This is a genomic window from Bradyrhizobium sp. CCBAU 53351, from assembly GCF_015291745.1.
Classification (GTDB): Bacteria; Pseudomonadota; Alphaproteobacteria; order Rhizobiales; family Xanthobacteraceae; genus Bradyrhizobium.
The window spans coordinates 1,116,879-1,129,820 of record NZ_CP030059.1 but is presented as its reverse complement, the minus strand read 5'-3'; the positions used below and the strand labels follow the sequence as shown (position 1 = coordinate 1,129,820).

General features: G+C 64.7%; 15 protein-coding genes and 1 pseudogene. 10 read left to right on the top strand and 6 right to left on the bottom strand.

What is annotated here, in order from left to right; translation table 11 throughout:
* The first annotated feature begins 283 nt into the window (after positions 1-283).
* Positions 284-1,168 carry an amidohydrolase family protein gene (locus XH83_RS05380; RefSeq protein WP_063197425.1) on the top strand — a complete coding sequence of 295 codons (885 nt, stop codon included), beginning with the start codon at positions 284-286 and terminating at the stop codon, positions 1,166-1,168.
* Between the two features lie 198 nt (positions 1,169-1,366).
* Here XH83_RS05380 and XH83_RS05375 read toward each other — a convergent pair whose 3' ends face one another.
* Positions 1,367-2,101, bottom strand: a complete 735-nt coding sequence (locus tag XH83_RS05375; RefSeq protein WP_194406010.1) for an SDR family NAD(P)-dependent oxidoreductase — start codon at positions 2,099-2,101, stop codon at positions 1,367-1,369.
* Positions 2,102-2,188: 87 nt separating this feature from the next.
* On the opposite strand from XH83_RS05375, the gene XH83_RS05370 reads away from it, so the two are divergent.
* Positions 2,189-2,614, top strand: coding sequence for a helix-turn-helix domain-containing protein (locus XH83_RS05370; RefSeq protein WP_194406009.1), 426 nt, complete (start codon positions 2,189-2,191; stop codon positions 2,612-2,614).
* A 10-nt stretch (positions 2,615-2,624) separates the two neighbouring features.
* Here the strand turns inward: XH83_RS05370 and XH83_RS05365 are convergent, their stop codons facing one another.
* Positions 2,625-2,972 carry a MerR family transcriptional regulator gene (locus XH83_RS05365; protein ID WP_194406008.1) on the bottom strand — a complete coding sequence of 116 codons (348 nt, stop codon included), beginning with the start codon at positions 2,970-2,972 and terminating at the stop codon, positions 2,625-2,627.
* Positions 2,973-3,056: 84 nt separating this feature from the next.
* Here XH83_RS05365 and XH83_RS05360 point away from each other — a divergent pair, with 84 nt between their 5' ends.
* The 4 genes from XH83_RS05360 to XH83_RS05345 all read left to right on the top strand — a co-directional run bounded on the left by XH83_RS05360 (position 3,057) and on the right by XH83_RS05345 (position 6,248).
* The gene (locus XH83_RS05360) at positions 3,057-4,067 is read left to right on the top strand and encodes an NAD(P)-dependent alcohol dehydrogenase (RefSeq protein ID WP_194406007.1); all 1,011 of its coding nucleotides are present in this window, start codon (positions 3,057-3,059) and stop codon (positions 4,065-4,067) included.
* A 67-nt stretch (positions 4,068-4,134) separates the two neighbouring features.
* Positions 4,135-4,866, top strand: coding sequence for a haloacid dehalogenase type II (locus XH83_RS05355; protein WP_194406006.1), 732 nt, complete (start codon positions 4,135-4,137; stop codon positions 4,864-4,866).
* A gap of 27 nt (positions 4,867-4,893) precedes the next feature.
* Positions 4,894-5,361 carry a YbaK/EbsC family protein gene (locus tag XH83_RS05350; RefSeq protein ID WP_194406005.1) on the top strand — a complete coding sequence of 156 codons (468 nt, stop codon included), beginning with the start codon at positions 4,894-4,896 and terminating at the stop codon, positions 5,359-5,361.
* A gap of 56 nt (positions 5,362-5,417) precedes the next feature.
* Complete coding sequence (locus tag XH83_RS05345) at positions 5,418-6,248, top strand: adenylate/guanylate cyclase domain-containing protein (RefSeq protein WP_194408176.1); 831 nt, start codon at positions 5,418-5,420, stop codon at positions 6,246-6,248.
* 77 nt (positions 6,249-6,325) lie between these two features.
* On the opposite strand, the gene XH83_RS05340 is transcribed toward XH83_RS05345, so the two are convergent.
* Together XH83_RS05340 and XH83_RS05335 are read right to left on the bottom strand one after the other, a co-directional pair.
* Positions 6,326-6,682, bottom strand: a complete 357-nt coding sequence (locus XH83_RS05340) for a hypothetical protein (protein ID WP_194406004.1) — start codon at positions 6,680-6,682, stop codon at positions 6,326-6,328.
* A gap of 341 nt (positions 6,683-7,023) precedes the next feature.
* A pseudogene (locus XH83_RS05335) lies at positions 7,024-8,009 on the bottom strand (tripartite tricarboxylate transporter substrate binding protein).
* Between the two features lie 144 nt (positions 8,010-8,153).
* Between XH83_RS05335 and XH83_RS05330 the strand changes: the two are divergent.
* Entirely contained in the window at positions 8,154-8,411 is a 258-nt protein-coding gene (locus XH83_RS05330) for a hypothetical protein (RefSeq protein ID WP_194406003.1), read from the top strand.
* On the opposite strand, the gene XH83_RS05325 is transcribed toward XH83_RS05330, so the two are convergent.
* Positions 8,389-9,336, bottom strand: coding sequence for a LysR family transcriptional regulator (locus XH83_RS05325; RefSeq protein ID WP_194406002.1), 948 nt, complete (start codon positions 9,334-9,336; stop codon positions 8,389-8,391). The genes XH83_RS05330 and XH83_RS05325 overlap by 23 nt on opposite strands.
* 120 nt (positions 9,337-9,456) lie before the next feature.
* Between XH83_RS05325 and XH83_RS05320 the strand changes: the two genes are divergently transcribed.
* From XH83_RS05320 to wrbA, 3 genes are all read left to right on the top strand, one after another.
* Positions 9,457-10,209, top strand: a complete 753-nt coding sequence (locus tag XH83_RS05320) for an SDR family NAD(P)-dependent oxidoreductase (RefSeq protein ID WP_194406001.1) — start codon at positions 9,457-9,459, stop codon at positions 10,207-10,209.
* 37 nt (positions 10,210-10,246) lie between these two features.
* Positions 10,247-10,945, top strand: a complete 699-nt coding sequence (locus XH83_RS05315) for a pirin family protein (protein WP_194406000.1) — start codon at positions 10,247-10,249, stop codon at positions 10,943-10,945.
* A 133-nt stretch (positions 10,946-11,078) separates the two neighbouring features.
* Positions 11,079-11,678, top strand: a complete 600-nt coding sequence (gene wrbA, locus XH83_RS05310; RefSeq protein WP_194405999.1) for an NAD(P)H:quinone oxidoreductase — start codon at positions 11,079-11,081, stop codon at positions 11,676-11,678.
* A gap of 83 nt (positions 11,679-11,761) precedes the next feature.
* Here wrbA and XH83_RS05305 read toward each other — a convergent pair whose 3' ends face one another.
* Positions 11,762-12,907, bottom strand: a complete 1,146-nt coding sequence (locus tag XH83_RS05305; RefSeq protein WP_194405998.1) for a GNAT family N-acetyltransferase — start codon at positions 12,905-12,907, stop codon at positions 11,762-11,764.
* Positions 12,908-12,942: the final 35 nt, after the last annotated feature.

The following is a 12,942-nucleotide window of genomic DNA, read 5'->3' as shown; positions in this document are numbered from 1 at the left end:
AATGTGGCAAAATGAGATTTTTCCCGCTGGCGGACGACCGCCCGGGACGGGGCGGTTCTTAAGGCATGGCGGGAGGTCATGTCAATGTTAACTGCCGCGTTCCCAGCCGGCAAATTCTGGAAAACAACCCCATGCACAGTAGATGCGGCCGGATCGGCCCGATCTGGCCCGTCCGGGGTCGACCGAGCCAAGGGTTTTTGCGGACAGCGATTTCGCCGCCACCGATGCTTGCCAATTTCGTTATATCATATAATCAATTTGGCAACCCGTCGGGAGGACACCCATGCCGAAGCTGAAGCTGCCTGATATCGACAAAGTCGTCGCCATCGACATCCACACCCATGCCGAGGAGCCCTGCGGCTGCCACCCCGACGACGGCTATGACGATTTCCAGGCGCAGATGGCGGAATACTTCAAGTCGCCGAACAAGCATCCGCCGACCGTGCCGGAGACCGCGGCCTATTACCGCTCCAAGAACATCGCCGCGGTGATCTTCCCGGTCGATGCCGAGCGCGAGACCGGCTTCCGCCGCTACAACAATTACGAGATGATCGAGGCCGCCTCCGACCATCTCGACGTCCTGATCCCCTTCGTCTCGATCGACCCGCACAAGGGCAAGCTCGGCGCCCGCGAGGCGCGCAAGCTGATCGAGGAATACGGTGTGCGCGGCTTCAAATTCCATCCGACCATGCAGGGCTTCTACGCCAACGACCGCATGGCCTATCCGCTCTACGAAGAGATCAACAATGGCGGCGCGATCGCGCTGTTTCACACCGGCCAGACGGGGGTCGGATCGGGCATGCCCGGCGGCATGGGGATGCGGCTGAAATATTCCAACCCGATGTACATGGATGACGTCGCGGCCGATTTCCCCGACCTCAAGATCATCCTCGCCCACCCCTCCTTCCCCTGGCAGGAAGAGGCGCTGTCGGTCGCGACCCACAAGCCGAACGTCTACATCGATCTCTCGGGCTGGTCGCCAAAGTATTTCCCGCCGATCCTGGTGCGCTACATCAACTCGATCCTGCAGGACAAGATGCTGTTCGGCTCGGACTGGCCTGTCATCACGCCGGACCGCTGGCTGTCGGACTTTGCCAAGATCGAGATCCGCGACGAGATCCGGCCAAAGGTGCTGAAGGCGAACGCAAGGAAGATCTTGGGGATCTGAAGGGCGAAGCAGGCTTGAGTTGAATCGAGCAGGCGGGCTCGGTGCACCTCTCCCGCCTGCGGGAGAGGTCGCGCCGAAGGCGCGGGTGAGGGTTCTTTCCTCTAGGGGATTATCCCGCTGTGGAGACACCCTCTCCCAGCCCTCCCCCGCAAGCGGGGGAGGGAGCACACCTTCATTGGGGCGGCATTCGACCGAATCTCAGACTTGCGCGAGGCCTCCGTCGACGAAGACCTCGCCGCCGGTCATGTAGCTGCTGTCCGAGGACGCCAGGAACGCGGCCACGGCGCCGGTCTCGCTCGGGGCGCCGACGCGTCCGATCGGCGTGGCGCTGCCGAGTGCATCGAACGCTTCCTCGCCGACGATCTCGAGTGCCAGCTCGGTCTTGGTCGGCCCCGGCGACAGCACATTGACACGGATGCCGGTGCCGCGCAGGTCCTGCGCCCAGCTGCGCGCGAGATTGCGGATCGCGGCCTTGGTCGCGCTGTAGATGCTGAACTGCGGCGTGCCCATGACGCCCGTGCTCGAACCCGTCAGGATGATCGACGCGCCCTGCTTCATCAGCGGCAGGGCCTTCTGCACGGTGAAGACCAGCCCTTTCACGTTGACGTCGAAGATATGATCGTAATGCTCGACCGTGATCTCGCCGAGCGGCGCGAACAGCCCGGTTCCTGCATTGGCGAAGAGAACGTCGAGCGTGCCTCGTTCCTTCCGGACCGTCTCGTAAAGCCGATCGAGATCGGACAGATCCGTCACGGAACCCCTGACGGCGCGCGCCGAGGATCCGAGCTTCGCCGCGGCGGCATCGAGCTGCTCCTGCCGCCGCCCGAAAATGTAGACGAACGCACCTTCATCGACGAACCGTTTCGCCGCGCCAAATCCGATGCCGGTGCCGCCGCCGGTCACCACTGCCGTCTTGCCTTGTAGTCTGCTCATGATGTGCTCCTTCACTGAGGTTGCACTGAGCTGGCGGCGTACCCACCTATCGACAAGTATGCACCTTTTGGTAAGTACCCAAAAAAAATGTCAGACTCGATTTCTCCTGCGTCGACGTCACCACCGGTCCAGAGCTGCACGCCAACCCTGCCCGGCTTCACCTGCGGCCTGGACGCGACCCTGCGGGTTGTCTCCGGCAAGTGGAAGCCGCTGATCCTGTACTTCGTCGCCCAGGACGGCCCGACCCGCTATGGCGAGCTCCGCCGCGCCATACGCGACGTCAGCGACAAGGTGCTGATCCAGCAATTGAAGGAGCTGGAGGCCGATGGTCTCGTGAAGCGCACCGACTACAAGGAGGTGCCGCCACGGGTGGACTACAGCCTCACCCCTTTGGGCCATAGCCTTGCCCAGGCGCTCGTGCCGCTCTGCACGTGGGGCACGGAGCACATGGCGGAGGTCAGCCGGGTGTTCGCCGAGCGCGAGGGCTGGACGGCAAAGCGAGCAGCAGGCTGACGCGTTCCGATCAGTTCACGCTTGCGAGATAACCGGCCAGAATCGTCCGACTCTGGCTGAGTGTCTCGATGCGCTCATTGATCAGATCGACTTGCTCGGCAAGTATTTTGCGTAGCTCGTTGCACGGCGTGAACGCCGGATCGTTATTCCGCACGCATGGCAGCAGGCGCTGGATGGTTTCGAGCGTCATGCCGGCCGCGCCAAGCATCTTGATGCGCCGAACGGTTTGCTCTTCCGCCGGGCCATAGTCACGATAGCCGGAGGTGGTTCGCTGCGGCGCCAGCAGCCCTTCCCCTTCGTAGTAGCGCAGCATCCGGACGCTGACTCCCGTCCTTCGGGACAGCTCGCCAATCTTCATCTGAAAACCTCTTGACCCTTACAGCGCTGTCAGACCTTACAGGGTCCGCTCATCCAAGTGAATGCCGCTTGAGAGGGCGCAACGATGAAAGCCTATCATTTGAATAGCCATGCTGGTGCCGGCCGCCTCGCGCGCGCCGACGTCAACAAGCCCGAACCCGCGAGTGGCGAGGTTCGCATCCGGGTCGAAGCCGCGAGTCTGAATTATCGCGATCTCATCACCCTCGACCGCGCGGGCCAGAACGAGCTCAACGGCCGCGTGCCGCTCTCCGACGGCGCGGGCGTTGTCGACGCCATCGGCTCCGACGTCGTGAAATGGCGGCCCGGGGACCGCGTCGCCGCATCGTTCTTTCGCGACTGGATCTCCGGGCCGTTCAAGTCGAGCTATGTCCCGTCATCCCTCGGCGGCAACGCGACGGACGGAATGCTGGCGGAGTATGTCGTGCTGCCGGCAAACGCGCTCGTCGCCGTGCCGCAGCATCTGTCATCGGTCGAAGCCGCGACCTTGCCCTGTGCGGGCGTCACGGCATTCCACGGCCTCGTCGTACGCGGCGGCATGGGCAAAGGCGACATGTTGCTGGTGCAGGGAACAGGCGGCGTCGCCTTGTTCGGGCTTCAATTCGCAGCGGCGCTCGGCGCCCGCGCCATTGTGATCTCGTCCTCGGACGAGAAGCTCGCACGTGCCAAGGCGCTCGGCGGCTCGATCCTCATCAACTACCGAGATACGCCTGACTGGGACGTCGACCTGATGAAGGCGACACACGGCGAAGGCGCCAGTCATATTCTCGAACTCGGCGGTCCCGGCACCTACGACAGGTCGCTGCGATCGGTCGCTTCGGGCGGCAAGATCGTCCAGGTCGGCGTCTTGACCGGCTTCGGTCCCAAGCCCGACCTGTCGCGCCTGCAATGGGAGAACGCGGACATCATCGGAGTGACGGTCGGATCGTTGGACCATTTCACGGCGATGAACCGGTTCTTGACCGAACACGCGATTCATCCCGTCATCGATCGAGTCTTTGGGTTCGACGAGGTCCCCGAAGCCTATGCGCATCTGCGCAGCGGCGCCCATTTCGGCAAGGTCGTCGTGAGGCTTTAGCTTGGTGGATCGATCTCGCGTTGCCGGATATAGTCCCTGTGCCCGCAATGATCCGGAAGGACACCCCATGAGCGTCAACGCCGTCGTCTTCGACGCCTATGGAACGCTCTATGACATCCAGTCGGTGGCTGAGATCACCGAGGACACGTTTCCGGGCTATGGCGAGATCATCACGCAGGTCTGGCGCATCAAGCAGCTCGAATATACCTGGTTGCGTTCGCTGATGGGACGCTACCAGGATTTCGCGGCCGTGACGCGCGACTCCCTCGCCTATACGCTGCGCGTGCTCGGGCTCGCCTATGAGCGCGAAGCCTTCGAGCGCGTGATCGAGAAATATCTGCACCTCGATCTTTATCCGGATGCGACCGCAGCGCTCACTGCGCTGAAGCCGCGCAAGCTTGCGATCCTCTCCAATGGCAGTCCTGACATGCTGAATGCGCTGGTGCGCAATTCCGGGCTCGACCGCCTGCTCGATGCCACCATCAGCGTCGATGCAAAGAAGATCTTCAAGCCGAGCCCGCAGGCTTATGAGCTGATCGGCGAGGAGCTCGGGACCGCGCCGAATGAGGTCCTGTTCGTGTCCTCCAATCCCTGGGATGTCGCGGGGGCAAAATCGTTTGGACTCAAGGTCGCCTGGATCGAACGGGTGACGCCCGAGGCGATGGCGCTGGCTTGCGTCGAGAACGAAGTCGTGGCACCGCTCACCATGTTCAAGGCGATCCGCACCCAGATGGACGAGCTCGGCTTTGCACCGGACCACCGTGTCCGCGCGCTGTCCGAGCTGCCGGGGATTGCCTAGAGATCGTCGCCCGCCCGTGAGAAGTGAATGAGCCTGGAATCCGTTCGCGCCTTCTTCGCCGAAAAAGCCCCTGATATCACCGTGATGGAATCGCCGATCAGCTCGGCCACCGTGTCGCTGGCTGCCGAAGCCTATGGCGTCGAGCCCGGAATGATCGCCAAGACGCTGTCCTTGCGCGTCGGCGAGCGCGTGATCCTGATCGTGGCCGCCGGCACCTCGCGGATGGACAACAAGAAGGTCAAGGCGCAGTTCGGCGGCAAGCCGAAGATGCTGGGGCTGGAAGAGGTCGCCGACATCACCGGCCACGAGGTCGGCGGCGTCTGCCCGTTCGGGCTGAAGGCGCCGCTGCCGGTCTATTGCGACGTCTCCCTGAAGGCGTTCGACGTGGTGGTGCCGGCCGCGGGCTCGACCCATAGCGCGGTGCGCATCACGCCGGAGCGGATGGCCGAGCTGACCGCCGCCGAATGGGTCGATGTCTGCGAGGTCAGGCCGTAAGGCGGCCTGCACGATGTCTGATGCATTTGCCGGTCAGGGAGGCTAGCATGGCGGCCATGACCGACGACAAAGTGAAGCGACGACTGACCACCGTGCTGTGCGCTGACGTGTACGGCTATTCGCGTCTCATGGAAGCGGACGAGGCCGGAACGCTGGAGACGCTCCGCCGCTACCGCACGGCCATTGCGCGCCTGGTCGAGCGCCATGACGGCCGCATCGTCAATACCTGGGGCGATGCCGTGATCGCCGAGTTCGCCAGCGTCGTCGAGGCCGTGCAATGCGCGGTCGAGATCCAGCAGGAAATCTCGAGTCAGGCTTCGCAGACGCCTCAGGCGAGCCCGATGCAGTTTCGCATCGGCATCAACCTTGGCGACGTCATGGTGGACGGCTCCGACATCTATGGCGACGGGGTCAATATCGCATCGCGCTTGCAGGAGCTCGCCGAGCCCGGAGGCGTCGTGATCTCGAGCTCCGTCTACGATCAGGTCTACAACAAACTGTCCGTCGGCTTCGACTGCCTCGGCCAGCGCCCGATGAAGAACATCGCCCCCTTGACCAGCTATCGGTTGACCCTGGGTGGCCAGACAGCCGAGCCGGGAAGCGTCCCGATCGCGGCAAGCGCGCCGTCCTCGGAGCGCGCGCGTGCTCCGCGGATGGACGAGCGGCGCGTGTCATCCTCGGCGACGAATGTCGTCTCGGAATGGCTTACAAGGGTGCCCCGCCCGGTTGCAGCTGCCCTCACGGTGTCCGCCTTCCTGATTGTGATCAATCTTTTCACCAGCCATAAGATCTGGTTCCATTGGCCGGTCGCCGCCATTCTGTTCGGAGTTGTGATGCGGATGGTGCTCGGAAACCGACCGGAATCGGACAGCAGAACAGAACGCTGAACGAAGCGGCACGGCCGCAGTTGCGGCCGGGCAGCCCTCCGGACCACGCGCTCAACAGAGCCTACGCTCAATAGCGCCTAATCGTCGTTGTCGTCATAAGGACGCGGTTGCATCTGTGAAGGTGGCGGCGGCGCGTTGTTATAGCGCGGCGGCGGTGCGACGCGGTTGCGCGGGACCTGCTGCTGCGGCGGCATCTGGTTGTTGGACTGGAAGACGGCACGACAGCCGCTCGATAGCTGCGGAGTGTTCTGCTGCAGACAGGCCGTGATGCGGCTCACGTCCGGAATCTGATCGCTGCACAAGCGCCACACATCCGGTGTGCAGGCCATCTGTTGTTCCATGGTCCCGCGATATTCTTCGGCGAATGCTGCGCCCGGCGCAACGATGCCGCCGATCGCGAGCACGACACCCAGCGCAATCCGCTCTGTTCGCATGTCCGATCCTTCCCAATCCTCTCGAATTCTCATCAATCAATGAGGCGGCAGCCGGTTCTGACCCAACAACAAAATGTGAAAATGCCGGCCGGAACCGCGGGATCGCCTGGCGCCGCAGTCCGTGGCGCCGCCGCAACAGGGCTGGCGCAAACCAGCGTCTTGCGCCTTTCGCCATAAGCCATTTCGCATCACGCCAAGAAGCGCGGCGAGCTTCCCGCTAGCAATGGGGCTGGAATGAGGACATCGTCGATGCCACTGCAAGACCGGCTTGTGCGCCAAACGTCACATATGACCGGCATACGCTGCGGGGCGTGGTCCGCAGCGAGTCCTGAACGGGCGCCCTACTCCACCTTGCCGATCTTCTTCACCGCCGCGATCAGCCGCGTGCTGTCGGTCGCGACGAATTCGGAGAAGGCCGGCGCGTCCTGGTAGGCGACCAGACTGCCGAGGTCTCGAAGGCCTTGAGCACGTCGGGGCTCGTCATCACCTGCGCCATCGCCTCGCGCAGTCGGCTCGCGATCGGCGCGGGAAGAGCGCTCTGCGCGAACAGTCCGGCCCAGATGTACATCTCGACGTCCTTGTAGCCGAGCTCCTGGAAGGTCGGCACGTCGGGGAAGCTTGCGATGCGCTGCGCGCCGCAATTGCCGAGCACGCGCAGCTTGCCGTCGTCGACCTGCGGCTTCAGTGTGCCGGGTGCAGCAGCGATGGCCTGCACGGTGCCGCTGAGCAGCGCGGTGAGCGCGGGACCTGCGCCGCGGAACGGCACGTGCAGCAGCTTGATGCCGGCGCTATTTGCGAACATCTCCATCGCCACATGCAGCGTGCCGTAAGGCCCTGACGAGCCATAGGTGATCTGGCCCGGACGCTTCCTGGCATCCTCCACGAAATCCTGTGCCGTCTTCCACGGCGCGGACGCCGGCACCGCCAGCAGCGTGGGATCGGCGAGCACGCGCGCGATCGGCATGAATTGCGACACCTCGTAGGCGGCGGGACGGTCGAACAGCCGATCGGCCTCGGGCAGCACCGCGAGCGAGGACAGCGTCATCAAGAGCGTGTAGCCGTCGGGCTCGGCGCGTGCCGCCGCGGCATTGCCGACCGAACCGCCGCCGCCGCCGGCACGGTTGTCGACGATGACGGGCTTGCCCAGGATCCGCTCCAGCGCCATCGCCACCGGGCGCGCCGCAAGATCGGCCTGGCCTCCGGCCGGAAACGGCACGATCAGGGTGATGTTGCGCACCGGATAGGTTTGGGCGAAGGCCGGATCCGGCAGGGCCGCCCGCAACAGCGGCAATGCCGCAGCGGCGCGCAAGAGATCGCGTCGATCCATGATGGGCCCCCTGATTTTCTTATGTCGCTGCCAGCCTAACGCGCCAGGCGGCAAGAACAAGGCGTTTACGAAGCGTTCACCATGTCCGCCTCCGCCTGGAACGCATGTCTGGACCCGCTGTTGGCCTCTCAAGGAGAGTGAGCGATGCGGAATCTGGCGACCATCGACGTCGCGCTCGACGAGATGCTGGTGAATCTCGCGGCGATCGTTTTGCGGCTTTCAAAGCCCGAATTGACGCGGACACCGGAAGCGCGGCGCGCCTTGACACAATCCATCCATCAATACGGCGTGTGCGCCGCACGATCGCGCGACCCGCGCGTTCACGAATTGAAGACGCAGCTCGACGAGACGCTGAAGCCGAGCCTGCGCATCGTGGCGATCAACGGCGTGAAGGTGTCGTAGGTCGAACACCGCGCGGCCGCCGCTTGCACGTGCCCGGCAGCTGGGCCGCGAGGAAATCGCCGAGTGCTTCGACGCGGGCGGGACGCGGGCCGCCGGGCGGGGTCACCAGGTGCACGGCGCCTTCGGGCTGCTTCCAGTCTTTCAGGATGACTTCGACGGCGCCTGAGGAGATCGCTTCGCCGACGATGAACTCGGGCAGCTCGGCAATACCGAGGCCGGCGATCAATGACGGCATCACGGCTTCGCCGTTGTTGACGCGGAGCTGGCCACCCGGCCGCACGCTGGCCTGCTCGCCGGCTGAATTGGTGTAGTGCCAGATATTGGGCGTCGACATGTAGGCGTAGCTGAAGCATTTATGCTCGGCCAGATGCATCGGATGCGTCGGGCGACCATGCTTCTTCAGATAGGACGGTGCGGCCACCGTGAAGCGCGGCATGGTGAAGAGGCGGCGTGCGATCAGCGAGGAGTCCGGCAGGCGCGCAATCCGCACCGCCATGTCGAAGCCCTCGCCAATCAGGTCGATCGTCGCATCGCTCAGGTGCAGATCGACCGAGACTTCCGGATAGGCCGCGAAGAATTCCGGCAGCAGCGGCGCCACCGCCTTGATGCCGAACGTCATGGGCACGGCGAGCCGCACCAGGCCGCGCGGCGCCACCGATTGCGCCAGCGCCTCGTTCTCCGCCGCCTCGCCGTCGGCCAGAAGACGCGTCGCGCGCTCCGCGAGCTTGTGGCCGGCATCGGTCAGCGCGAGCCGGCGCGAGGTGCGGTTGAACAGCCGCGCGCCGAGCCGCTCCTCCAGGCGCGTGACCGCCTTGGACACGGTCGCCTTGGACATCGAAAGCTCGCTCGCGGCCCCCGCAAACGACCGCAACTCCACGACTTTTGCGAAAATCGCGAGGGCCTCGAAATCCGGGAGTTTTGCCATGGGACCGATCCGCCTGGGTTATTTATGGAAACAATGCGTTTCAACAGTTTCTATTTCTATACCACAGGCGGAGGCTTATCCAAGAGGTCAATCGCAGACCCAAGCAATGGAGAAATCCAAATGACCAAGAAGCTCTCAGGCAAGGTCGCCCTCGTCACCGGCGGTTCGCGCGGCATCGGCGCGGCAAGCGCCCGCGCCCTCGCCGACCAAGGCGCGGAGGTCGCCATCAGCTATGTCGCCTCGCCGGACAAGGCGGAAGCGGTCGTCGCTGAATTGAAGGCCAAGGGCGTCAAGGCGCGCGCCTTCAGGGCCGACCAGGCCTCGGCCAAGGACGTCACGCAGCTCGTGAACGACGTCGCCAGGGAATTCGGCCATCTCGACATCCTCGTCAACAATGCCGGCGTCGCCGCCGGCGCGGCCATCGACGACGCCAAGGCCGACACGGATGCGCTGGCGCGCCAGGATCAGATCAACGTGCATGGCGTGATCGCGGCGATCCGCGCCGCCTCGCAATTGATGGGTGAAGGCGGCCGCATCGTCACCGTCGGATCGATGCTGGCCGACCGCGCCTCGTTTCCCGGCCTTGCCGACTACGTCGCCACCAAGGCGGCTGTGGTCGGCTACACCAAGGGCGCGGCCCGCGACCTCGGCCCGCGCGGCATCACGGTCAACGTGGTGCAGCCCGGCTCGATCGATACCGACATGAACCCGAAGGACGGCGGCGAGTTCGCCGAGACCCAGCGCAAGCAGCACGCGCTGCAACGCTTCGGCCGTCCTGAGGAAGTTGCAGCCGGCATCGTCTTCCTCGCAAGCCCCGAGGCCTCCTTCGTCACCGGCACCGTGCTCAACGTCGACGGCGGGTTCGGCGCCTGATCAAGGCGCCGACCGTTCAACTCAAGGAATCACGCAGATGATCGAACTCAGACCTTTCGACAAGCTCGGCGGCGCCGACCATGGCTGGCTGAAAGCAAAACATCATTTCTCCTTCGCCAGCCATTATGACCCCAACAATATGGGCCACGGCGCCTTGCGCGTCTGGAACGACGACGAGATCGCGCCGAACACCGGCTTTCCCGCCCATCCCCACGCCAACATGGAAATCATCACCTATGTGCGCGAGGGCGCGATCACCCATCAGGACAGCCTCGGCAACGAGGGCCGCACTGAGGCGGGCGACGTGCAGGTGATGAGCGCCGGCAGCGGCATCCGCCACTCCGAGTACAATCTGGAGCCGACCAGGACGCGCATCTTCCAGATCTGGATCGAGCCGACGCAGCGCGGCGGCCAGCCGACCTGGGGCTCGAAGCCGTTTCCGAAGTCGGACCGCTCCGGCAAGCTCGTGACCATCGCAAGCGGCGTTGCGGGTGATGCCGACGCGCTGCCGATCCGCGCCGATGCACGGGTGCTCGCCACCACGCTGAAGGCCGGCGAGAGCGCGGAGTATGCGCCCGAGAGGTCGCGGCACCTCTATCTGGTGCCCGCGGCGGGCGCGGTCGAGGTCAACGGCGTGCGCGTCAACGCCCGCGACGGCGCCGCGATCCGCGACGAGGAGAACCTGAAGATCACCGCGCTGGAAGACAGCGAGCTCGTGCTCGTCGACGCGGCGTAACCACACTCACCGTCATGGCCGGGCTTGTCCCGGCCATCCACGCCTCTCCACACCGAAAGCAAGAACGTGGATGCCCGGGACGAGCCCGGGCATGACGGCCCCAACCACTGCAATCCCCCCAACGGAGACCACCATGACCAAAGTTCTCGTCCTGTATTATTCCGCCTATGGCCATATCGAAGCGATGGCCAACGCCGTCGCCGAAGGCGCGCGCGAGGCCGGCGCGAGCGTCGACATCAAGCGCGTGCCCGAGCTGGTGCCGGCCGAGGTCGCGAAAGCCTCCTATTACAAGCTCGACCAGGCCGCGCCGGTTGCCGAGATCGCGGACCTCGCCAATTACGACGCGATCATCGTCGGCACGGGCACCCGCTTCGGCCGCATGGCCTCGCAGATGGCAAACTTCCTCGATCAGGCCGGCGGCCTCTGGGCCAAGGGCGCGCTGCACGGTAAGGTCGGCGGCGCCTTCACGTCCACTGCGACCCAGCATGGCGGCCAGGAGACAACGCTGTTCTCGATCATCACCAATTTGCTGCATTTCGGCATGGTCGTGGTCGGCATGAATTACGGCTTCGCCGGCCAGATGAAGCTCGACGAGGTGACCGGCGGCGCGCCCTATGGCGCCACCACGATCACCGGCGGCGACGGCAGCCGCCAGCCCAGCGCCAACGAGCTCGCCGGCGCGCGCTACCAGGGCCGCCAGATCGCGGAGACCGCCAAGAAGCTGCACGGCTGAACTCCATGGCTGCTCCGTGGCTGAACTTCATGACTGAGCTGTAGGCTGATGCGATCGCGGCATTCCCCTTCGGGAATGCCGCTTCAGCGTATGCCTTTGCCCATGGCCCGTGCGGCAAGGGCGGCGGCCGCGGGATAGCGGCGCAGGCCCTGCGCGGCGTGGTCGCGCCAGGCGTAGGGCAAGGCCCGCCAGGACAGCGCGACGCTGACGTCGGTCAGCGGCACCCTCTCGGCGCCGAAGCGCCGCTTGTAGTCCTGATTGCCGATGCTGAGGTCGAAGCGGCGCACGCCCTCTGCATGCAGCGCCGCCATCGTGCGCTCGGTGACGAGCAGTCCCGGCGAGCAGCTCGACCATGAATCGCCGGCGTGACTGATGCGCAGCAGGTAATAGGTCGCGCCTTGCCTGATGCCGAACGACGTTCCGACGGTACCCTCGTCGCAGACCAATGCCGACACGACCGCATGGCCTTCCGCAACGCCCTGGCGCGCGACCTCGCGATAAAATCGCGCATGAGTCTCGTCGTTGAGGACAAACCGCGAGCCGAGGCGGCGCATGCGCGCCTGCTGCTGGACATCCATCACGTCCATCAGTTCATGTGCCCGCGCGACATCCGCGGCGATCTCGAAGCGAGCGCCCGGGTGCCGGCTGAAGACGCGCCAGCAGCGCGGCATCTGCATGCGCTTGATCGAAGCTTGATAGTCCCTGTAGTCGTGCCCCATCAGCACGAGATTGCCGTTGAGCGAGGAGGACCCGATCCGCCCGAGCGACACCAGCGGATTCGGCTTGCCGCCGATTTGAGCCGGCATCTTCCTCAGCCGAAGCAGATCGAAGCGGTCCGGCAAGGCGCGCAACGCCTCGACCAGTGCCCTGCTGATCGCATGCGCCGCCGCAGCGTCCAACGCGACATCGGACGCCAGGATCGGCGCGTTGTTGTCGGAGACGCCGAGATCGGCGAATTCGACGATGCGGATGCCGCGCCTGACATGGCTGATCATCGGCACCATCGCGATCGCCTTGCCGGTGGCAGCATCGGAGATCAGGGCGATCAACGGTGCGACGTCATCGAACGCCTGGTACCAGGGACCGAGCCAGTCGCCATGCTGGAAGGCAGTACGATGTCCGACAGTCAGGCGCGACGCAGCCTGGCGCCAGTCGCGCACGAAATCGATCGCGATGTCCGAGGTGCCGGACACAAGACCATCCAATTGCTCGACGCCGACAACCGACATCGGCGGGGCATACGATTCCTGAGTGTTTCCGGATA